Origin of the sequence: Streptococcus varani (assembly GCF_001375655.1) — a bacterium.
Taxonomy (GTDB): Bacteria; Bacillota; Bacilli; order Lactobacillales; family Streptococcaceae; genus Streptococcus; species Streptococcus varani.
The window spans coordinates 289,173-311,715 of record NZ_CTEN01000001.1 but is presented as its reverse complement, the minus strand read 5'-3'; the positions used below and the strand labels follow the sequence as shown (position 1 = coordinate 311,715).

The 22,543-nt window shown below is 36.2% G+C and carries 21 protein-coding genes, 3 tRNA genes and 1 other annotated feature; of the genes, 6 read left to right on the top strand and 18 right to left on the bottom strand.

From position 1 onward, the window contains the following. Positions 1-19: 19 nt before the first annotated feature. The 15 genes from hpt to BN1356_RS01570 all read right to left on the bottom strand — a co-directional run bounded on the left by hpt (position 20) and on the right by BN1356_RS01570 (position 15,455). The gene (hpt, locus tag BN1356_RS01640) at positions 20-562 is read right to left on the bottom strand and encodes a hypoxanthine phosphoribosyltransferase (protein WP_093650035.1); all 543 of its coding nucleotides are present in this window, start codon (positions 560-562) and stop codon (positions 20-22) included. 6 nt (positions 563-568) lie between these two features. Then, on the bottom strand, positions 569-1,840 hold the full coding sequence (gene tilS / locus BN1356_RS01635; RefSeq protein ID WP_093649692.1) for a tRNA lysidine(34) synthetase TilS: 1,272 nt from the start codon (positions 1,838-1,840) through the stop codon (positions 569-571). A gap of 5 nt (positions 1,841-1,845) precedes the next feature. Then, positions 1,846-3,126, bottom strand: a complete 1,281-nt coding sequence (locus tag BN1356_RS01630; RefSeq protein WP_093649691.1) for a serine hydrolase — start codon at positions 3,124-3,126, stop codon at positions 1,846-1,848. Positions 3,127-3,138: 12 nt separating this feature from the next. Further along, positions 3,139-3,258, bottom strand: a complete 120-nt coding sequence (locus BN1356_RS12950) for an SP_0009 family protein (protein ID WP_093649690.1) — start codon at positions 3,256-3,258, stop codon at positions 3,139-3,141. After that, positions 3,255-3,626: an FtsB family cell division protein gene (locus tag BN1356_RS01620; RefSeq protein ID WP_093649689.1), complete on the bottom strand. Its 372-nt coding sequence runs from the start codon at positions 3,624-3,626 to the stop codon at positions 3,255-3,257. The genes BN1356_RS12950 and BN1356_RS01620 overlap by 4 nt, the downstream gene beginning before the upstream one ends. Further along, on the bottom strand, positions 3,613-3,885 hold the full coding sequence (locus BN1356_RS01615; protein ID WP_093649688.1) for an RNA-binding S4 domain-containing protein: 273 nt from the start codon (positions 3,883-3,885) through the stop codon (positions 3,613-3,615). The genes BN1356_RS01620 and BN1356_RS01615 overlap by 14 nt, the downstream gene beginning before the upstream one ends. Positions 3,886-4,008: 123 nt before the next feature. After that, entirely contained in the window at positions 4,009-4,566 is a 558-nt protein-coding gene (locus tag BN1356_RS01610) for a helix-turn-helix domain-containing protein (protein ID WP_093649687.1), read from the bottom strand. Positions 4,567-4,653: 87 nt separating this feature from the next. Continuing rightward, positions 4,654-8,154, bottom strand: coding sequence for a transcription-repair coupling factor (gene mfd / locus BN1356_RS01605; RefSeq protein ID WP_093649686.1), 3,501 nt, complete (start codon positions 8,152-8,154; stop codon positions 4,654-4,656). Continuing rightward, positions 8,151-8,723, bottom strand: coding sequence for an aminoacyl-tRNA hydrolase (pth, locus tag BN1356_RS01600; protein ID WP_093649685.1), 573 nt, complete (start codon positions 8,721-8,723; stop codon positions 8,151-8,153). The genes mfd and pth overlap by 4 nt, the downstream gene beginning before the upstream one ends. Positions 8,724-8,968: 245 nt before the next feature. Further along, positions 8,969-10,084: a redox-regulated ATPase YchF gene (gene ychF / locus BN1356_RS01595; protein ID WP_093649684.1), complete on the bottom strand. Its 1,116-nt coding sequence runs from the start codon at positions 10,082-10,084 to the stop codon at positions 8,969-8,971. 237 nt (positions 10,085-10,321) lie between these two features. Continuing rightward, the gene (locus tag BN1356_RS01590; protein WP_093649683.1) at positions 10,322-10,513 is read right to left on the bottom strand and encodes a DUF951 domain-containing protein; all 192 of its coding nucleotides are present in this window, start codon (positions 10,511-10,513) and stop codon (positions 10,322-10,324) included. 66 nt (positions 10,514-10,579) lie between these two features. Further along, entirely contained in the window at positions 10,580-11,716 is a 1,137-nt protein-coding gene (gene dnaN / locus BN1356_RS01585; protein WP_093649682.1) for a DNA polymerase III subunit beta, read from the bottom strand. Positions 11,717-11,866: 150 nt separating this feature from the next. Beyond that, positions 11,867-13,240: a chromosomal replication initiator protein DnaA gene (dnaA, locus tag BN1356_RS01580; RefSeq protein ID WP_093649681.1), complete on the bottom strand. Its 1,374-nt coding sequence runs from the start codon at positions 13,238-13,240 to the stop codon at positions 11,867-11,869. A gap of 188 nt (positions 13,241-13,428) precedes the next feature. Next, positions 13,429-14,199 carry a ParB/RepB/Spo0J family partition protein gene (locus tag BN1356_RS01575; RefSeq protein ID WP_093649680.1) on the bottom strand — a complete coding sequence of 257 codons (771 nt, stop codon included), beginning with the start codon at positions 14,197-14,199 and terminating at the stop codon, positions 13,429-13,431. Between the two features lie 65 nt (positions 14,200-14,264). Then, positions 14,265-15,455, bottom strand: coding sequence for a S1C family serine protease (locus BN1356_RS01570; protein ID WP_093649679.1), 1,191 nt, complete (start codon positions 15,453-15,455; stop codon positions 14,265-14,267). Positions 15,456-15,647: 192 nt separating this feature from the next. On the opposite strand from BN1356_RS01570, the gene rlmH reads away from it, so the two are divergent. After that, positions 15,648-16,127, top strand: a complete 480-nt coding sequence (rlmH, locus tag BN1356_RS01565; RefSeq protein WP_093649678.1) for a 23S rRNA (pseudouridine(1915)-N(3))-methyltransferase RlmH — start codon at positions 15,648-15,650, stop codon at positions 16,125-16,127. A gap of 27 nt (positions 16,128-16,154) precedes the next feature. Next, entirely contained in the window at positions 16,155-16,823 is a 669-nt protein-coding gene (locus BN1356_RS01560) for a YoaK family protein (RefSeq protein WP_093649677.1), read from the top strand. A 23-nt stretch (positions 16,824-16,846) separates the two neighbouring features. On the opposite strand, the gene BN1356_RS01555 is transcribed toward BN1356_RS01560, so the two are convergent. Continuing rightward, positions 16,847-16,920: transfer RNA gene (locus tag BN1356_RS01555), tRNA-Arg, on the bottom strand. Between the two features lie 108 nt (positions 16,921-17,028). Between BN1356_RS01555 and BN1356_RS01550 the strand changes: the two genes are divergently transcribed. Then, positions 17,029-17,100, top strand: a tRNA-Glu gene (locus BN1356_RS01550). An 11-nt stretch (positions 17,101-17,111) separates the two neighbouring features. Continuing rightward, a tRNA-Asn gene (locus tag BN1356_RS01545) sits at positions 17,112-17,184 on the top strand. A gap of 766 nt (positions 17,185-17,950) precedes the next feature. Here the strand turns inward: BN1356_RS01545 and BN1356_RS01540 are convergent. Both BN1356_RS01540 and BN1356_RS01535 read right to left on the bottom strand, forming a co-directional pair. Further along, positions 17,951-19,570 (bottom strand): ABC-F family ATP-binding cassette domain-containing protein, encoded by a 1,620-nt coding sequence (locus BN1356_RS01540; protein WP_093649676.1) that lies wholly within the window; start codon positions 19,568-19,570, stop codon positions 17,951-17,953. 102 nt (positions 19,571-19,672) lie between these two features. After that, on the bottom strand, positions 19,673-20,542 hold the full coding sequence (locus BN1356_RS01535) for a YitT family protein (RefSeq protein ID WP_093649675.1): 870 nt from the start codon (positions 20,540-20,542) through the stop codon (positions 19,673-19,675). Between the two features lie 100 nt (positions 20,543-20,642). Further along, positions 20,643-20,890 (top strand) — a binding site (T-box leader). 44 nt (positions 20,891-20,934) lie between these two features. On the opposite strand from BN1356_RS01535, the gene BN1356_RS01530 reads away from it, so the two are divergent. Further along, on the top strand, positions 20,935-21,516 hold the full coding sequence (locus tag BN1356_RS01530) for a GNAT family N-acetyltransferase (protein ID WP_093649674.1): 582 nt from the start codon (positions 20,935-20,937) through the stop codon (positions 21,514-21,516). After that, a complete protein-coding gene (gene trpS, locus BN1356_RS01525) occupies positions 21,513-22,535 on the top strand; it encodes a tryptophan--tRNA ligase (RefSeq protein WP_093649673.1) in 1,023 nt (340 codons plus the stop codon). Before BN1356_RS01530 ends, trpS begins: the two co-directional genes overlap by 4 nt. The last annotated feature ends 8 nt before the right edge of the window (positions 22,536-22,543 follow it).

Here is a 22,543-nt window from a genome sequence, read left to right as displayed (position 1 = left end):
TTTATTAATAACCTTTTTTCTAGTTGGTATAAACTTCTTCTTTTAAAACGCCAACATATGGCAGATTTCGATAATTTTCATTATAATCCAGGCCGAATCCGACAACAAATTCATTCGGAATAGTAAAACAAGTATAATCTGCATCAATTTCTACAACGCGACCTTCTGGTTTGTCTAACATGGTTACAATTTTGATTGAATTAGCTTTTCTAAATGCAAATAAATCTTTCAGCTCTTTCAAAGTACGTCCTGTATCAATGATATCTTCGATAAAAATAATGTCACGACCGGAAACATCTGAATCAATATCTTTGATAATTTTTACCGAACCACTACTTTCTGTTCCACCGTGATAACTAGAAACAACCATAAATTCCGTTTCTAGATGAGTATCAATATGTTTAATCAGCTCAGCCATAAATGGAATAGAACCTTTCAAGATACCAACCAAAATAGGATTTTTTCCTTGATAATCCTCAGTCAATTTTTTACCTAGTTCGCGGCTTTTTTCAATGATTTCAGCTTCAGAAATAAGAATTTTTTTGATATCATTTTCCAACATAGTCATTTACTCTTTCATTTTTATATATAGTTTGGTTTTCATTATATCATCTTTTAGGGATTTACTCAAATCACTGGTAGCAAGATTAGCCAATCCAAAAATCTTTTCCTTCTGTTCAATAATAATCGTTTTTCGCCGTATCTCTGCTGGTATTTTATTATCAATAAAATAGCGACTAAGTTTTTTATCAATACCATTCAACGTCAACCGATCTCCATTCTTGCGATATCTCAGCAAAATTGGGCTGTTTTTTTGGACAAGAAGAATCTGATTTGCCCCTGCTAGCTTTTTATCAAATGAAAATATACAATTTCCAAATTCAAAAATACCTTCTGAGTCTATCACAAATTCCTCTTTCATATCATCCGTCTTGGGTTGGATTTTAGAAATAGTAAACTTTTGGTAGTCCTTTCTTAAAAAATAATCATCTTTCAATTTTTGCTCATAATTCGCTTTGGTTTGAAGAACAGTCAATACTTCTGCAAACTGAGATTTGGATAATTGTAAATCAGGAAAGTTCGCTAGATAATTTTGTAATAAAAAATTCTGGACTGCTGAACTTTGCTGTCTAAATAAAGATAAATCGTTTACATCCAAGTTCTGGGTTAAATCTTGTAAAGCCTGAAAAAGTTGAGTCATTTCTTGACCAAAATCCAGTAGGTAATCTGAAAATTGAGGATTTTCCTCTCTTAATTGTGGAAGATAGTTGTTTCGAATTCGATTACGGAAATAACTATCCTCTTGATTACTTGCATCTTCAAAATAAAAAGAGGCTTTCAGTTCTGATTTTTTAAAGGATAAAAGAGGACGAATTAGTTGTCCAGGTCCAAAATCTTGAACGGCTTTAATACCAGAAAGATAGCGCATCCGACTACCTCGAAGGAAACGCATTAAAATGGTTTCTGCTTGATCATCAGCATGGTGGGCAGTTACTAGACCTGTGTAGGCCTCTTCTTGCATAATATTTTCAAAAAAACGATAGCGGAAATCACGGGCTTTTTTTTCGGAAAAAACAGCATCTGGATAATAATCAATATAAATAGGGATACCATGTTGATTGGCAAATTCTTTTAGATATTTTTCCTCATCATCAGATTCTAATCGTTGTTTATGATTAACGTGTGCGATACCGAGGGTGAGACCTAAACTATCCTTTGTGGCCAGTAAATATTCTAGTAGAGCCATAGAATCATTGCCTCCAGAAACTGCTACTAAAATATTTTGATGTTTATCAAAAAAGTGACCATCTTGTGCCACTTTTAAAAATGTTTTCTTCATTGTTTTTATCTTAAAATTCTATAGATATCATCTGCAATAGTAGAAATGCTATCATAATCAGAGTTCTCAGTGAAAATAGAGAGGACGAAAGGACTATCTGTATAAACAATCCCAACATCATGTCTAAATTCATAAGCGTCTCCAATCTTATGAGCTACCGGAACTGGTATATCTCGTGGGATTCGTTGGTCATCAAAATTGGTTGATTTCAAACTTTCTAAAACATAACCACCTTGATCATAGACAGCTTCCATCATTAGACCTGCCATATGTGCTGAGGCTAATCGAGAAGACATATCCCACTTTTCTCCAACAATTGCTGTGATATCTTCATAAAAATTGCTATCGAATTTTTTGGTTATATAATAGGCTAAAATATTGCTGGTTACATTGTCCGATTCTTTAGCGGTTTTATCAATGAGTTCATCAATTCGATAATGACGATTAGTTGCTTCTTTTTCTAATGAACCGCTTCCTTCAGGAGAATAACTTCCTTTAAAACCACTTGTTTTGTCAATGTACTGTAAACCTTGTGTCAAGGAATATTCATTGTTGTCAATTTTTTCCTGAACATAATAAAGAAGGGGTAGTTTGGTGATACTAGCAGCATACATGATTTTATCTTCATTAATACCAGCTGTTTTTTGATTTGATATTTGTTTGACATAGATACCAAAATTATCTGAAGAATACTTTTGATTGAGTAGTTCTTGAACTGCCTCCATGCGGTTATCTTCTTGTGATAGATTTTTCGAATCAATCCAACCCTGTCCTTCAATTTTTGCGTAAACAGTCGTATGAGTCGTAACAAACTCAGAAATATGAACTAATTGGTAGGCTTTTAAAGACGTAGCAAGTTCTTTTTGTTGGTTACCGATTGGACTAGAATAGACTTTAAAATCTTTTTTTATCCAGAGATCTTTTTGAGTGGAAATAGACTCTAAAATAATATCATCATATATCAGACTAGAATCTGCAAAAATATATTGACCATTTTCCAAAAGAAAGACTTGCTGATTGGTTTTATTGATTTCAATCGATTTGATTTTAAATTGTTGATTTACTTTGAGTGTTGATATTTTTTGTGTCAAATCTCTGTCAAGATAAGTGTCAATTTGAGAGTAAAGGTTAGGATTGGAGGGAATGGATTGAAAACGACTATCTGTTACTCTAAAATTCAATAGATAATTTTCTTGATTGGTTAAGATAAAGTCAATCTCTGTACTATCCACTATGGTTGATCCCAATAAAATTGGTATCAATACAAGCAATAGATACTTCTTCATATTCCCTCCTTCCTATCTTTCTTCTTTTTTATTTTGAAATTTTAATCCCTGATTTTTTTGAGATAATTCTTCTAATTTTTCATCAGAATAACTTAAAAATTTTTCAACTGTTTTTAAAATATCTTCTGTCATTTCGGCAAGAGTCCTGGTATATTGTAAATGAATTCACCTTCTTTGGAATATTGTAACTTAGCTCGAATGTACTTGGCAGCATACTCTTCGTCTTTTAATTTTGTCACCAAGGAAGATTCTATTTTTTCTTGACGAGACAATTCTTTGTAACGATCCTCTAATTGAACTAATTGTTCTTCTCTTTCTTTTAATGTATCATAACTTTCTACCAAATTATAGGTTGGTAGGACAAAAAGAAAGATTGCCAGAACTAGGATGATCCCCATGAATCGCGTTTTTTGCCGATTTTCATCCGCATTTCTCCTGCGTTTTTGCAGTTCTGTTTGAATGTATTGATTATTGATTTGAAGAACCTTAGATTGCTTCATCTGCTTCTACCCTGATTTCACTGATTATGTCATACATTTTTAATGCATCTTCTTTTTTAGTGGAATCTTTCATTTCTAAAACTTTGATGGTTAACAATTTGTTACCAAAACGAATTTCTACCTGATCATCGATTTTTAAATCTGTTGATGATTTTGCTAAGATGCCATTTACTTTAATTCTTCCCTTGTCCGCTACTTCCTTGGCAATAGTACGTCGCTTAATAATACGGGATACTTTTAAATATTTATCAAGTCTCATTTAAATACCTCACAATCTCTCTTATTTTATCATTTTTTCAAAAAAATAACAGAGATAGAGAATGTTTCTAGCAAAAAAGGAGCCAAAGCTCCTTAAAATGGCTTCTGATTACGAAACCTACTATTATTTCCAAAAAATTAGGGCAGATGTAACCGTTCCAGCGAAGAAAATTAACCAGGTAATGACAAATAATTTAAAGACAAAACCTAACTCGCTAAAGAAACCTGCCTTAATCTTTTTCTCTGGATTGAGAAAATTGAGAATATCGTCATAGGTCTGCAAGTTCCTATTTTTGACGATATATAAGATTTGAAAAAGTGAATAGACTAGTGGTATTACTAGTATCGATAGTACTATAGACACTTTTTTAGCATCAAATAAATAGCGGGTCGGTACAACAACTGAAAAAACAAATAAAGAAACCCCTGCAATAATAGTCCATTTCTTTAACTGCGACTGATCAACCTGATGTTTCATAATATCAACATCTCCTTTAATTAAATTATTTAAGGAGACGTCAAAATAGGTGGCTATTAGCAAAAGTGAGTGAATGTCTGGGTAGGTTTTTCCTCTTTCCCAGTTGGAGATAGTTTGGCGTGACACGTAAAGTTTTTCTGCCAGTTCCTCTTGAGAGAGGTTCTTCTCTTTTCTTAATTCAACTAATCTGCGTTCAAGTTCCATTTTGACCTCCTTGGTAATCTCAGTCTATCCTTTTTCTAAAATTTTACCATATAAACTCTTTGACTGTTTCAATATCCCTTGTCAAAACTATTTTGCATCTACTTTTTCAAGTTTTAATGAAAGTAAGTTTTCGCTAAAGGTCATCAATTCTTCTAAAATAGTGAAGTCTTTCTGATTTCGAACATCAAAAATAACTTGCATTTGTCCATTTAATTCAGAAATACGAGCTTTAAACTTTGTTGCAGAAAGTGCCTTAAAGTAATCTTGTGTCAAGAAGTACTGACCAGCCATTGGTTCAAAGGTAATAATAACCTGATTATTTTTTAACTCAACTAATTTTGCAAATGATTGATCGAGGTAGGATTTCAGTAGACCAATCTCCAAAAGATAAGCTACTGCATCTGGGTATTCGCCAAAGCGGTCTATCAGTTCTGTTTGTAGTTCTTCGTAATTGACACGGTTGTCAATCTCCTTGATACGCTTGTAAATTTCAATTTTTTGCCGCTGATCATCAATATAATCACTTGGTAGGTAAGCATCAATAGATAAATTAATTTCCGTATTTGATTTTTGGCGTTTTTGAACCTTCCCTTGTTTTTCTAAAATAGCACTTTCTAAAAGTTGAGAATAGAGTTCATAACCGATGGAATCAATAAAGCCACTTTGGGCAGCTCCTAGAAGATTACCAGCCCCACGAATGGACAAATCCTGCATGGCAATTTTAAAACCAGATCCCAACTCTGTAAATCCTTTAATGGCCTCCAACCGTTTTTCTGATACTTCCGTTAGAGATTTATCCGGTCGATACATCAGATAAGCATAGGCAATCCGATTGGAACGACCAACACGCCCTCGAAGTTGATAGAGGGTTGACAGCCCCATATGATCCGCATTTTCAATAAAAAGAGTATTGGCGTTTGGAATATCCACTCCCGTTTCGATAATGGTGGTCGTTACTAATACATCATATTCCCCCTCGATAAAGGCATAGAGAGTGTTTTCTAATTGTATTTCTGACATTTGTCCGTGGACAAAACCAATAGAGGCTTCTGGTACTAGCTCCTTAAGTTCAGAAACCTTCTTTTCAATGGTGTCAACTTTATTGTAAAGATAGTAAATTTGCCCTCCACGATCGATTTCTCGTAAAATAGCATCGCGAATCACTGTTGGATTTCTTTCTAAAACATAGGTTTGAACTGGGTAACGATTGGTCGGTGGGGTTTCAATAACGGATAAATCACGAATTCCTAGCATGGACATGTGAAGAGTTCGTGGAATAGGAGTGGCAGTTAAGGTTAGAACGTCAATTTTTTTCTTGAGTTCTTTTAGACTTTCTTTGTGTTTCACTCCAAAACGCTGTTCTTCATCAATCACTAAAAGACCTAAATCAGCAAAGATGACATCTTTTGATAAGAGACGATGCGTGCCGATAATAATATCCAGCTGCCCTTTTTTCAATTTTTCAAGGGTGGCATTTTGTTCTGTTTTTGTTCGAAAACGACTAAGGACGCCAATATTGATAGGAAACTCTGAAAAACGATCTATAAAATTTTCATAATGTTGCTGTGCAAGAACAGTTGTAGGTACTAGAATAGCCACTTGCTTGCCATCATTGACAGCTTTAAAGGCTGCCCGCATAGCTACCTCTGTTTTACCAAACCCAACATCTCCCACTAAAAGACGATCCATAGGGGATGGTTTTTCCATATCTTTCTTGACTTCATCAATCGATCGAAGTTGATCATCCGTTTCCACATAGGCAAAGTGATTGTCAAACTCCAATTGATTCTCATCATCACTTGAGAAAGCGAAACCTTTTAATTGGCTACGTTCTGCATACAATTTGATAAGATCATCTGCAATATCTTCAACCTGTTTTTGAACTTTTTGTTTGGTCTTTTGGAAGCGGCCATCGTTGAGTTTATTCAGTTTAGGTTGTTTGCCATCCGATGCGATATATTTTGATAATCCATCAATCTGCTCAACCGGTAGGGAAATTCTGTCTGAATTTTGATATTGAATGGTGATATAATCTCTGTGAACGCCTGATCGTTCGATGGTTTCAATCCCCATAAACTGTCCGATTCCATGAACATGGTGAACAACATAATCCCCTTTTTCTAACTCATTGTAATCTCGCAGGCGCTCTGCATTTGAAGTATGTTGACGACGAATTTTCCGCTTGACTTTCTTATGGAAAATTTCACGCTCTGTAATCAATGCAATTTTTTCATCTAGAAAATGAAAACCAGTTACTAGTTGACCAATCGTTATTTGCTGTTGACCTAGAACTAATTCATTAGCATCACGATAAGGAATGTCAATATTATATTCTTGTAATGTTTTTTGTAAAGCGTGTAAACTTGATGAAGAATTCGACTGAATAATGACCGTATAATTTGATTTTTTATAGCGTTGCAATTCTTCTTGTAAAAGCGGAATTTGGTTAAAAAATTCCTGCATAGGATGCTGATTGAAAGAAAAAATAGCATCAAATTTAAGATTTCCTAGACCCTTTTGGAATGTAGAAAAGAAGGTAGAAGGTTGATATTTTCGTAAATTTTGATAGGAATCAGCAAAGTATTTAAGACTAGAATGTGATTTACACTTTTGTAAATCCTCTGTCAAGAGAAGAGCGGATTCTTTTTCAAATAAGGCATGTGTATCCATGATTTTATGAAAATTATCAAAAAAGATTGGTGAAGTTTTAGGAAGATAATCAAGGATAGTACACTGATTTTCATAAAAAATAGAAAGAAATTTTTGAATATCAGGATGGCGATAACCTGTTTTAACATCTGCTAAAACTTCTTGCAGATACGATTTTTGCTCACCTATTTCTATCTTGTCGATCCACTTCTCCAAAGAAACTTGAGAACGCAAATAATCTTCACTTGTCAGTATGATTTCAGAAGCAGGGCAAATCGTAATACTTTCTAAATTTTCTAATGACGTTTGTTTTTCAATATCAAAGGTTCTAATACCATCAATCTCATCACCAAAAAATTCTAATCGAAAGGGTAATTCATTGTTGATTTCAAAAACGTCTAGAATATCGCCGCGTAGGCTAAACTCACCTTGAGATAACACACGAGATACTTTTTTATAGCCTGTTGAAAGGAGTTTCTTGACAAGGTTGTCAAGTTGAACTTCTTCTTGGACTTGGAGGTTGAGACTTGCTTCTTGATAGATTTTTGGATTGGGTAAAAATATTTTTGAGGCAGCAAAATTAGCAACCAAGATACCCGGTTGTTTTTTATTGATCAAAAAATTTAAACTGTCAACACGCGTCTGTCTTCTATCCTTAGATGAAAAAACAAACTCGGCAATCGGGCTATCATCTGTAAAGAAGTTGTAAACATACTCACTACCCAATAAATCCGTCAAATCAGCAACTAATACTTCTGCTTCATTTTGACTTGCTGTAAAGATAACTATCTTTTCGCTTAAACTATCAAAGGCAGAAGCTATAGCAAGAGCTTTACTAGTCCCAGAAAGACCTAACATGAGTTGACGGCTTGATTTGTTGAGACCTTGTTGCCATTTTTGAACTTGCTGATTTTGCTGAATGAGTTCTAAAAGATTCATATACCGTTAAACTTTCTCATAACTTTTTCCAAGTCGCTTTCATGTAAATAATAATTTACAGCACTGTCAAGTTTATCCAGTGCTTGATCAATTTCGATACGATCTGCTGTATCAAATGGTGACAAGACATGGTTGATAACAGTCCGACCTTCTTTGGGACGACCAATACCAATTTTAATGCGATCAAATTCCTGCGTCTTCAAATGAGCGATGAGGGACTTAATGCCATTATGACCACCTGCTGAACCCTTTTGACGGAAACGAATCTTACCTGCTACCATATCTAAATCATCGTAAGCTACCAGTAAATCACGCTCATCTAAGCCATAGTAGGACAAAAGAGCATGAACAGCCTTACCGGATTCGTTCATGAAAGTTGTTGGTTTAACCAAATAAACTTTTTCTCCATTGATAAACGTCGAGGCCACATCCGCTTGAAATATTTTATCCTGTGAAAAAGTCACATTTTCTCTTTTTGCTATCTGATCAATCAGCATAAAACCAATATTGTGACGGGTTTCGTGATACTTAGAGCCAGGATTTCCTAGGCCAACAATCATTTTTACCATTTTCATCCTTTCAAAACACCAAAAGGACTGAAAAAACATTTCAGCCTCTGGTTTTGCAACTTTTATTTTAATTTTCTTGTTAGATTTTGATTGCTTAAAATGCTCTTAGTCTAGGCACTAAAGCACATTTTAATTATCAAATAGTATCCTAACGATTTTGCTTGGTTTTAGTCAAGGCAAGGAAGGCCAAGATGAAACTGGAGTTTATCGAGCCGACTTCACGAAGAATAAAAGCAAGGAAAACGTTAGACGTTGAATCGGAACTCCATGATGTCCCCATCCTGAACGACATACTCTTTTCCTTCTTCACGAAGGCGTCCTGCTTCTTTTACTGCTTTTTCTGAACCATATTGAATCAAATCATCATAGGACATGGTTACAGCACGGATAAAACCTCTTTCGAAGTCTGTATGGATGATACCAGCAGCTTGTGGTGCTTTGATACCACGTTTAAAGGTCCAAGCACGGACTTCTTTTTCACCAGCTGTGAAGTAGGTTCCAAGTCCAAGCAAATGGTAGGCAGCACGGGTTAATTTATCCACACCTGATTCTGTTAAACCAATGGCTTCCAAGAATTCTTGTTTATCTTCGTCTTCTAACTCTGCAATTTCTTCTTCAGCACGAGCTGAAATCACAACTACTTCTGCATTTTCCGTAGCTGCGAAGTCTCGGATTTGTTTGACATAGTCAATATCATCTGGCTCAGCAACCTTATCTTCATCTACATTGGCGACATAAAGGACTGGTTTTGTTGTCAATAAGAACAATTGCTTGACGATTTTTTCTTCTTCAGTTGAGAAATCGATGGTACGAGCAGATAAGCCGTCTTCTAAAACTGGCTTGATTTTTTCCAAGACTGCAAATTCAGCCAGTGAATCCTTATCTTTTTGGGTACGAGCCATCTTTTCAACACGCGCATAACGCTTGTTAATAGACTCTAGGTCCGCCAAAATCAATTCAAGATTTATCGTATCAATATCCGCAATTGGATCTACAAAGGCATCTTCACGGCCTTGTTCCCGCATGACATTTTCATCATCAAAGGCACGGACTACGTGCACAATGGCATCTACTTGGCGAATATTGGATAAAAATTTATTTCCAAGACCTTCTCCTTTGGAAGCACCTTTGACAATACCAGCGATGTCTGTAAATTCGAAAGTTGTTGGAATCGTTTTTTTAGGGGTAATTAGTTCTGTCAACTTCTGTAAACGTTCATCTGGAACCTCTACCATTCCGACATTTGGATCAATGGTTGCGAAAGGATAGTTGGCAGCTTCCGCTCCCGCTTTTGTAATTGCATTGAAGAGGGTTGATTTACCAACATTTGGTAAACCCACAATACCTGCTGTTAAAGCCATAATTTAGAATCTCCATTAGATTTTTTCAGTACTTATCATTATAGCAGAAAAGACTCGAAAAAGCTTGCCAATTAGCAAGCTCATTTAAAAATCTCTATCATACCTCTTAAAAAATACAATAACATTCAATCTAAGGGAATAATAACTAGCAAAAATCTGTTCAAGTTGCGCAACCTAGGCTTACTTTTTCTTTGCAAAATACTGATTAATTTCTCTTTTGTAGAGTGTGTCTGAACATTATAAAATTTTTTTCATCTTGCCTTCAAAATTATGACGACTCATCATGACTACATGATCACAATTCGTACAGCGGATTTTAATATCAGCTCCCAGACGTACAACTTCCCATTCATTGGCTTTTTTTCCAGTTGATTTGATGGTACAGGCATGAGGCTTTTTCATTTCTACTAAGGAACCAAGCTCGTACATAAGAACCTCCAAAAATATTCTTTTTCTCATTATACCATAGAAAAAACTCCCTTGCGGGAGTTGATCTTAGTTTGTACGAACTGGGGTAATCAGTTGGATGAAATCTTCTTGATTGGTATTGGGCACTAGAGTAAATGGGCGAATTGGGGAGATGAAACTAATTTCTACTTGCTCGCTTCCAACAGCCTTTAGGGCATCAATGAGATAACTTGGATTAAAAGAAATCATTAAATCTTGACCCGATACGGATAAGGTATCTAATTCTTCATTTACACGACCAACTTCTGGTGAGTTAACATGAGCTGATACAAGACCGTTTTGGATTTCTAGTTTGACGGTTCCATTTTGCGTTGCATTCGAGAGAAGACGAGCCCGTTCCATAGCTTGACGCAGGTGAGCAGTATCAAACGTTACTTTAGTATTGAATTCTTTTGGAATTAAGCGATCAGTGTCAGGATAAGTTCCTTCCAACAAACGTGTATAGAAGCTAATATTTTGACTTCTAAAAAGCAACTGATTGTTAGAGAAAAATACTTCGACTGTTTCTATTTCGTCAGAAAAAACAGCTGTAAATTCACGCAGAGAACGACTTGGTATCACCACATCAAAATTGTCTCCAGCTTTTTCCAATTGCATCTTGCGTTGACTCATACGGTGAGAATCTGTCGCTACTGTTTTGAGGGTTTGATTTTCTGTCAAAACAAGGTGAACACCTGTTAAAATAGGACGACTTTCTTGGGTTGAGGCTGCAAAGGCGGTTTCATTGATGATATCTTTGAGGATCTTTGTTTCTAAAATCAAAGGATTGCTAGTAGAAACTTCTTGTAGACGTGGATAAAGTTCAGTTTCTTTTCCTTTTAGGGTAATTTCTGATTTACCACTAGTGAGGAGGATTTGTTTTTGTTCAATTTCTTTTAGGTCAAAGACAATATCTGGAAGACTGGAAACAACATTGATAAAGAATCCAGCTTCTAGAAGGATAGAGCCTGTTGAAGAGATTAAGAGACCGGCATTTTCATCCTGAATAGAGATAAAGTTCTCAATAGAGATTTGTCCATTCGAACCTGTCAAGGTGATTCCTTCATTACTGACTTCGATTTTAACAGTGGATAAAACAGGAATAGCATTTTTATGACTAATAGCTCGTTTTGTAGTATTCAAAGCTTGGAGAAAGACAGCTTTGTTGATAGAAAAATGAATCATGGATTCTCCTTTATTTATAGATTATAAGGTTAATAGTAATAGTAGTGTCTGTTAATTCTGTGGAAAAGTGGCTTAAGGCATGTCTTAGCAAGAGAAAAGACTTGTTCACAACTTGTGGAAAAAAATGTCTTTTTTAAGAAGTTTTCCACATTAGCGAATTTTATTGCGAATGGTGGTTAATTCAATTTCTAGACTATCATCCTCTGCCAAGAGACTTTTTATCTTGTTGTAAGCGTGCATGACAGTGGTATGATCGCGACCTCCAAACTCTTTTCCAATTTTTGGTAAGGAATTATCTGTTAATTCACGCGCTAAATACATGGCAACCTGTCTAGCATGAACAATATTTTGTACGCGCTTTGCCCCTTTGATTTCTTTTTGACTGACCCCATAGAAATTTCCAACTTCATTCTGAATTTTTTCAATGGAAACAAGCATGTTTTGTGGATTGGTTTGCTTGCGGGAACGAATAGCTTCTGCAGCTACATCAACGGTAATCTCTGTTAATTTCCGCATGGTAGCCAAGAGATGAATATCTTTAAGGGCACCTTCTAAATCACGGACATTAGAGTTAAATTGACCTGCCAAATAAGTCAGGGTATCATCGGTAAATTCATAGGGATATTCTTGACATTTATTGCGTAAAATAGCAATCCTTGTTTCAAAATCAGGCGGTGTGATTTCGCTGGTCAGTCCCCATTTGAATCGGGTTACCAAGCGTTCCTCCAAATTATCCAAATAATCAGGATTGCGATCAGAGGTTAGGACAATCTGCTTGCTGTTTTCATGCAGGGCATTAAAGGTATGGAAGAATTCTTCTTGAGTAGAAGCCTTATTTCGTAAGGATTGGATATCATCAATAAGGAGTAAATCCAGATTGCGATACGTTTTCTTGAAATTATCCATGTCATTGAGGCGAAGGTGTTCCAGAAAGTCATTGATGAAAGTCTCAGATGATAGATACTTGATTCGGGCATTTGGATTGTCTTCCAGAACTTTGTTACCAATCGCATTGAGCAAATGAGTTTTACCCAGTCCAGGACCACCGAAGATAAAGAGGGGGTTGTAAAGTCCACCTAGATTATCTGATACCGCTAAGGCAGCGGCTTTAGCCCACTGATTGTTATCACCTTGGACAAAATTAGTAAAGGTATATTGGGGTTTGATATCTGGATGGATAAAGGGAGTAATCGGAGGGCTTACTGGACTTGAGTTAAGCTCTTGCGCGTGATGCCTTCTTTCAGAATTAGCTCTACTTTGACTTGGGCTAGAGCTTGCAGGTGAAAATTCGTATATCACTGTAATTTGTTCATTGTAAATTTCAAATCCAGCCGTAATAATCACACCTTTGAGGTTTTCTTCCCAAAAAAGTTTCTTAAAAGGACTATCTAAAAAAATTCTTGCAGTATCTCCACTTACCTCAAGTAAACGGGCATCTGAAACAAAGAAATCAAAGGCAGATTGTTTGAGATTATCTTTAGCTAATTGTAAGACCCGCTCCCAAAAGACTTGTTCTTGGTTCAAAGAGGGACCTCCTTCATGGAATTTTGTCCTTATAGTGTATCATATTTAGAAAAAGTTTTCCACAAGTTTAAGAATTTTCCACACTGTTTATAAAAGTTTTCCACAGAATGTGGAAAATTCAAAGAAGCATCACTAAATCAAAACTTTTTAGAGAATATTCCTGTGTAAAAACTGTCTACAGATTTTTTCTATTCACAAGATTTTTTTAAGCTGTTGATAAGTCTTTGGTATTCTTCTGTATTGGCAAAAGAAATTTTGATTTGTCCGGAAGAGTCTTTTTTTTGTTTGATTTGAACGTCTAGCCCTAAAAGGCGGTGAAGATTTTCTTCTTCTTCACGCGCAAAACTATTCTGTTTTTCTATTTTTACAGTCTTCTTAATGGTAAGGGCTGCTTCTAATGATCGGACACTCATATCCTGATTTCTGATTTTATCAAGCCAATATTCTTGCTTTTCTTTTGATAAGGGGACTAGAAGACGGGCATGCCCCTGTGAGATACTTCCGCTTTCAAGAGCCTGACGGACAGCATCTGATAAATTAAGGAGGCGGAGACTGTTGGAAATATAAGGACGAGATTTCCCCATAATATTGGCCATTTCTTGATGAGTCAAGCCTTTATCTAGTAATTTCTTGTAAGATCTAGCTTCTTCAATGGGATTCAAATCTGCTCGTTGTAGATTCTCAATGATAGATTGGTAGAGCATATCCTGATCGGTTAGATTTTTGATAACTACAGGGACTTTTGTTAGACCAGCCAATTGACTAGCCCGTAATCGTCTCTCTCCAGCCAGTAATTCATAGCCAATAATCGCAGATTTACGTACAATCAATGGCTGAATGAGGCCATTGACACGGATAGATTGAGCTAATTCTTCTAACTTTTCTTCTTCAAAATGAATGCGAGGTTGGTAGGGATTAGGAGTAATATTCCCTATTTCTATATATTTCAGTTCTTCCATAGGCTTATTCTAGCAAAAAAAATATAACTTTACAATCTTGTAAAGTTATATTTACAGTCCAAACATTAGTTGGATGAAAGGTCTTCAGTTGAATGGGTCAAGTTGATGGTAACCGTTTCTTTCTTGCCATTCCGATAGAAAGTTACCTCAATACTATCTCCAATATCGTGTTTGTAGAGAGCACTTTGTAAATCACTACTGTTTTCAATTTTATCTCCATCAATAGCTGTGATAAGATCATATTTTTGGAATTTATCATGGGCAGGAAGACCAGTCTGAGTGGAGATAACCAGGACACCAGCAGTGATCTCAGAATGTTCTAAACCAGCTGTTTTTAATTGGCTACTAGATAATTGAGCAAGGTCCATCATCTGAATCCCTAGAGCAGGACGGTTGACCCGACCATCTTTTTCTAATTTTTGGATGATGGCAATGGCATCATTTGAGGGAATTGCAAAGCCCATTCCTTCTACAGATACATTTGATAAGTTGCTGGTTGAAGTAATCTTGCTAGAAGTGATACCAATAACTTGTCCTTGAATATTGATCAGTGGACCACCTGAATTACCTGGATTGATGGCTGTATCTGTTTGGATAGCATTTGTAGAAACGGTCTGTCCTTCTTCATTCTTAGAGGTGACAGTTCGACTCAAACTGGAAACAATGCCTTGTGTTACCGTATTGGCATAAACTGTACCCAATGGACTACCAATAGCAATGGCAACTTCTCCGACATTGATGGTATCCGAATCAGCAAATTCAGCAACTGTTTTTACCTTGTCTGCTGCAATCTTGATAACCGCGATATCAGAATAAGTATCCGAACCAACTAATTCCCCTTCTACTTTTTCTCCAGATGCTAATTGAATGTCAATTTGTTTTGCACCAGTGATAACATGATTATTCGTAACAATATAGGCAACATTTTCTTCTTTTTTGTAAATAACTCCTGATCCTTCGCTAGCTACTACTAGTCCATCAGAAGGATTTTCGTTACCAAAAATGGATCCCTGCCCTCCAGCTTCTGGTTGATAGTTTATAACGGAAACAACAGCATCCTCAACCGTTTTTACAGCATTTGTTACAGAAGTTTCATTCTTATAAGTTACATTGCTGACACTTGTTTTTTCCGATTTAGTATTTGTTTGAGTAACTGGGGTGGTCATCTGTTGAACGAAGGGTATAACCAAACTTCCAGTCACTCCACCTAAAAATCCTACAAGAAATAATATGGTGAATTTTAGATATTTTTTCATGAAAGATAGACCTCCTATTTTCTCCTATCCTAGAATTCTTTTCTTAATTATAACTTAAATTTTTCAAAAAATCATCCACAATCTGTGGATAACTTTCTATAAGGTGTGTACAAATCTACTATTTTCAAGTCAGTAGAGTTTTTTTAAAAATAATTTATTTAGAATCACTTGTGGATATGATACAATACTTTTATGAAAATTAAAGTCATTAGCGTAGGAAAATTGAAAGAAAAATATTTAAAAGATGGAATTGCTGAATATAGCAAGCGATTGGCCCGTTTCACCAAGTTTGAAAGTATAGAATTACTAGACGAAAAAACACCGGACAAGGCTTCTGCTGCTGAAAACCAAAAAATTTTAGAAAAGGAAGCGCAGCGTATTCTGTCTAAAATTGCAGATAGAGAGTTTGTTATTGCTCTGGCCATTGAAGGTCAACAGTTTCCGTCAGAAAAATTTTCTGAGATGATAGAAGAGACAACGATGAAAGGTTATTCAGATATCACTTTTATTATAGGTGGTAGTCTAGGTTTAGCGCCGATTGTTAAAGATAGGGCCAACTTGCTGATAAGTTTTGGAAAATTAACCCTTCCTCATCAACTTATGCGCTTGGTTCTGGTAGAACAAATTTACCGATCTTTTATGATTCAACAGGGGAGTCCCTACCACAAATAGTTTCACATGAAACATGAGGTTTACTCTATGTCAAAACACAAACATTACCGTATTTTTGAAGCTTTACGAGTGGCCACTATGTTTACTTTTATTAGTGGTTATTTAAATGCCTTTACTTTTATTACCCAAGGAGGGCGCTTTGCAGGTGTTCAATCTGGAAATGTCATTTTAACGGCCTACTTTTTAGCACTAGGAGATTGGAAGCAGGTTTTCAATTTTCTCCTGCCAATTATTTTCTTTGTTCTAGGTCAATTTTTTACCTACTCAGCTCGCAGATGGTTTTTGAGTCATCATCTTTATTGGCATTTCAGTAGTAGTCTAGTCATGACATTTTTGGTTTTACTGGCTGTTGTCTTCACTCCACTATTATCCAGTAATTTTACCATGGCTATTCTAGCTTTTGTTGCGTCGATTCAGGTAGAAACCTATCGAAAATTGTATGGGGCTACCTATGCTAATGTGATGATGACTGGTAATGTTAAAAATGCAGCCTATCTTTGGTTCATGGGTTTTCTTGAGAAAGATAAGGATTTACAAAATAAAGGGAAGAATATTTTCTTCATTATTCTTAGCTTTATGTTTGGAGTCATCGTTTCTACTCGCTTATCTTTGTATATGGGTGAGTTTGCCTTAGCAGTTCTTTTACTCCCTCTACTTTATATCAATATTGAATTATGGTATGAAAAAAAATCCTAGAAAATTTTTCTAGGATTTTATGATGATTCCAGCAGGATTCGAACCTGCGACCGTTCGCTTAGAAGGCGAATGCTCTATCCAGCTGAGCTATGGAACCAAAAACTAAGCCATTTAATTCTAACCTAAAGCTGATAGAATGTCAAGAAACAAAAAGGGTTGACAAAGGATAAGAACTATATTATACTAAATACTGTCTTATAAGCATGGTCCGTTGGTCAAGGGGTTAAGACACCGCCTTTTCACGGCGGTAACACGGGTTCGAATCCCGTACGGACTATATAATAGTATTCCGCCATAGCTCAGTTGGTAGAGCGCATGACTGTTAATCATGATGTCACAGGTTCGAGCCCTGTTGGCGGAGTCTTTTAAACACCCAAGAGGGTGTTTTTTCTTTTTAAAAGATAGAAGAAGAATCAAAATTTTCTGGTCATTTCATAACTGATGATTGAGATTAACTAAGTGTAAGATTTTATAGTTTATTTGTCAGTAGAACGACTATGATAAAGAAAAGTTGGGAAGAAATGAGAAGTTTACAGGATTGTCAATTTTTAATTTCAAGAGGATTTACTCCTATCATTCTTGTATGATAGAAAATAAGCTTAGTTAACACTTAATCTTATGTGTGAGATTTAATAAAAGACTCTAGATGAGAGAAATGATCAGATTTCATAAGATATTACAAACATATTTGCTATGAATTTATCAATCTAAGTTATCTGTCAAGCTTATTTTTTAAAACTTTACATATGTGTCAACTATTGTTCTTTTGTTTTTTAAAAAAGAATAAAGGAGAAAATGTGGGAATAGCTAAACAATAGACTGTTTATTGACAGTTAAGTAAAGATAGGTTTATAACAGTTAGGTTTATAGGATATCTAGAATAGATTGTAAAATAAGTTAATAAGACTATATAGAAAAACCAATTGTCACTGTGTAAAGTATTGTGTAAAGATTAGTCTAGATAACAGTTATATTTGTTCAATGCGCTAGATAAGTAGTCTGTCAAATTTTCTTATTTCTAGTCAGATGCTATTATTGTCAAGGCTTGTAAAGAAACGAATGAAGTAATCGTATTCTCTTTATCTAATCCATTAAAAAAGGCGAGGTTCGGGACTCGCCTTTTAATATTATTTCCAGAGTTCTTGAACTTTGGATTGAACGTCACTGTTTTCCAAGAATTCGTCATAGGTTTCGTCAATACGGTCAATAACCCCATTTTTAGAAATAACGACAATATGGTTGGCTAGGGTTTGAATAAATTCATGGTCATGGCTGGCAAAGATAATGGATTCTTTGAAGGTTTTTAGTCCATCATTGAGACTTGAGATAGATTCCAAGTCCAAGTGGTTGGTTGGATCATCTAAAATAAGGACATTGGACTTCAGAAGCATGAGTTTAGACAACATGACACGTACTTTTTCACCACCTGACAGGACATTGACAGGTTTGTTAACTTCATCTCCTGAGAAGAGCATACGACCCAAGAAACCTCGGAGAAAGGTATTGTCATCTTCCCCTTTAGAAGCGAATTGACGAAGCCAGTCAAGAATGGATTCACTACCAGCGAAGTCACTCGAATTATCTTTTGGTAGGTAAGATTGGCTAGTGGTTACACCCCATTTAACTTCCCCTTCATATTCGATTTCTCCCATAAGGGCACGAATAAGGGTCGTTGTTTGAATATCATTTTGACCAATCAGAGCTGTTTTGTCTCCTGGACGAAGAATAAAACTAATATTGTCAAGAATTGTTTCGCCTTCGATAGTGACTTTAAGATTTTCAACACGAAGAAGATCATTTCCCATCTCGCGTTCAGCCTTAAAGTTGATAAATGGGTATTTGCGGCTAGAAGGTACGATTTCTTCTAACTCAATCTTATCCAACATTTTCTTACGAGAAGTTGCTTGTTTGGATTTAGAAGCGTTGGCAGAGAATCGAGCGATAAATTCTTGCAGTTCTTTGATTTTTTCTTCAGCCTTGGAATTCCGATCAGACTGCAAACGTGCAGCTAATTCAGAAGATTGTTTCCAGAAGTCATAGTTACCAACATAGAGTTTGATTTTACCAAAGTCTAAGTCAGCCATGTGGGTACAAACCTTATTAAGGAAGTGGCGGTCATGGGATACGACGATGACTGTGTTGTCAAAATCAATGAGGAAGTCTTCCAACCAAGAAATAGACTGAATGTCCAGACCGTTAGTCGGTTCGTCTAAAAGAAGAACATCTGGTTTACCAAAGAGAGCTTTAGCCAAGAGAACTTTGACTTTTTCACTATTGGTCAATTCACTCATAGTTTGGTAGTGCAAATCTTCAGCAATATTAAGGTTTTGTAGCAATTGCGACGCTTCAGATTCTGCTTCCCAACCACCTAATTCAGCAAATTCACCTTCTAATTCAGCAGCACGAACGCCATCTTCATCAGAAAAGTCTTCCTTCATATAGATGGCATCTTTTTCTTTCATGATACTATAAAGGTGTTCATTCCCCATAATTACAACATCAATCACGCGCTCATCTTCATAGTCAAAGTGATTTTGACGAAGAACAGACAAACGTTCATCTGGTCCTAGTGAAATGTGACCAGTTGACGGCTCAATGTCACCAGCCAAAATCTTGAGGAAGGTTGATTTACCAGCACCGTTAGCACCGATTAGACCATAAGTGTTACCTGCTGTAAACTTGATGTTAACCTCGTCAAATAACTTTCTATCGCTAAAACGAAGCGACACGTCAGATACTGTAAGCATATTTTCTCCTAAATTTCTTTTGTTAGTGTAAATCTTGTAAAATAGTAATCTACAAATCGATAAGTCTATTCTACTAGAAAAATTGTAAATTTTCAATGTAAACTACATTGGAATCAAGATATCATCTTCAAATTGATGGTGTTTATTTAAACTAAATCCACGACCTTTGACTTGACTGGCTGGCATGACGACCATAAAGGCTGTTTCATCAATTTTTAAAATTTCAGTTTCAATAAGTGTGTATTCAGGACGTGAGACAGTTGTCATCAACATCCGTTTTTCAATCCCAGTATATCCGCCAAGTATAGGAAGTTCTGTCACACCGCGATCAGCAACCTTGGTGATATACTCTTTAATGGCTTGATGTTCCTGGGAAATAATCATCAGATTTCGTGATGAATCGGATCCAGCCATCATGAGGTTGATAACATAGGTAATGCAGATGAGAGCAATAATCGAATACATGACAGTATCAAAGTCAAAGGCTAGCACACCAATTCCAACTACAAACCCATCAATAAGAGCCATCAAAATTCCCAATGGAATAGGAGTGTACTTATTGAGAATTTGGACCAGAATCCCTGTTCCACCAGTTGAGGAATTCCCTAAAAATACCAACCCCAAACCAAATCCTAAAATAATTCCTCCGAAGATGGCCGCTAAGAGTGGATTATGTGTCAAATTGGGTAAAGGTGCTGTCAAGTTGATAAACAGAGGGTAAATCCAAGCGCCATAAACTGTTTTTAAAAAGATTGACTTCCCCAATAAAAAAAAACAGAGTACCATAAGGGGGATATTGGCAATGAGAACAAAACTTGCAGGATCCCATCCAAAAAGAGAATTTAAACTGATGGCCAGACCACCAACTCCACCAGATGCGATGTTGTTTTCAATAAACATAGTGTTAAAGCCGATAGCACTAATTAAAGCCCCAAGTGTCACCAGGGCCAATTCTTGTATTTTTTTCTTCATTTGCTTCCTCTTAAATTAATTAAAATGCTATTGTCTATTATGACCCAAAGAAGGCTAGTCGTCAAGTATTTGAACAACTTGACTTTCAGAATTGACCGGTATATAATAAAACTATCAGAAAAGTAGTTTATCTGTTGTTTTGAGAGAGCTTGTGGGTGCTGAAAACAAGTAGCATAGGTAGATGAATGGGCTGATGTTTCACGTGAAACTAAACAATAGGTTTCAGGACTAGCACCCCTTACCGTGCAGGCCTCGATTGTGTCGAGACAAAAAAGATGACAGTGTTGTAAAGTTATGTAAATAAACTGTCAACTGAGGTGGTACCGTGTTAGTAATAACGCCCTCACGCATGTTAGCGTGGGGTATTTTTTATGTTATAGAAAGGAAATCAGATGAAGAATATTTATCAGAAACTAGATGAGTTCAGGATGATTGAAACAGACCGATTGTTATTGCGACCTGTAACCTTAGATGATGCCGAACAAATGTTCTCTTATGCTTCTGATGAAGAAACTGTTCGTTGGACCTTTGCTGCTAACCAATCTTTAGAGGAAACCAAGAATATCATTGCCTCTATCTATTTAGCTAGTCCCTTGGGGCGTTGGGGGATCGAAGTTAAAGAATCAGGTCGTTTCATTGGTAGCCTAGATATGCACCATATCCTTGATGATTTAGGACGCTCGGAATTTGGTTACACTTTGGATAAAAAATACTGGAATCAGGGTTATATGACGGAAGCTGGCTATGCTTTCATCAAACTATTTTTTGAAGACTTGCAAATGAATTGTTTAGTTGCTAAGCACGATAAGGAAAATCCAGCATCTGGTCGAGTGATGGAAAAAATTGGAATGAATTTTAGCCACGAGGAGCCATACGCCAAAATAGATAAAAAAGAGCCAGGTCGAGTGGTGACATTTGTCCATTACCTATTAACAAAAGAAGAATATCACCAAAAAATAAAGGAGAAAACATGACAAAACCAATCATCTTGACGGGAGACCGTCCAACAGGAAAATTGCACTTGGGACACTATGTTGGTAGTCTCAAAAACCGAGTTGTTTTACAAAATACAGACAAGTATGAACTCTTTGTATTTTTAGCAGACCAACAGGCTTTAACAGATCATGCTAAAGAGTCAGAATTGGTCAAGGATTCGATTGCAAATGTAGCCCTAGACTATCTTTCAGTTGGACTTGATCCTACTAAGTCAACCATTTTTATTCAAAGTCATATTCCAGAATTATCAGAATTAACCATGTACTATATGAACTTAGTTTCTTTAGCTCGTTTGGAACGCAATCCGACCGTTAAAACGGAGATTGCTCAAAAAGGATTTGGAGAGTCAATTCCATCTGGATTCTTGGTTTATCCAGTATCTCAGGCAGCTGATATTACAGCCTTTAAGGCTAATCTAGTACCAGTTGGGAATGATCAAAAACCAATGATTGAGCAGACACGAGAAATTGTTCGCAGCTTTAATCACACGTACCATTGTGATGTTTTGGTTGAACCAGAAGGCTTGTATCCAGAAAATGAAAAAGCTGGTCGTTTGCCTGGTTTAGATGGAAATGCTAAGATGTCCAAATCTCTTGGCAATGGTATTTATCTGTCAGATGATGCAGATACTGTTCGCAAGAAAGTTATGAGCATGTATACTGATCCAAATCATATCCGTGTCGAAGATCCGGGACAAATTGAAGGAAATATGGTTTTCCATTATTTAGATATTTTCGGGACAGAAGCAGATCGTGCTGAGATTGAAGCTATGAAAGAACACTATCAGGCTGGTGGCTTGGGAGATGTCAAAACCAAACGCTACTTATTGGAGATTTTGGAGCGTGAATTAGCACCGATTCGTGAGCGTCGTCTGGAATATGCAAAGGATATGGGACAAGTCTTTGATATGTTGAAAAAAGGTAGCGATGCGGCCCGCCAAGTAGCAAGTCAAACCTTATCAGAAGTCAAGGCTGCTATGGGAATTAATTATTTTTAAAGAGGGGA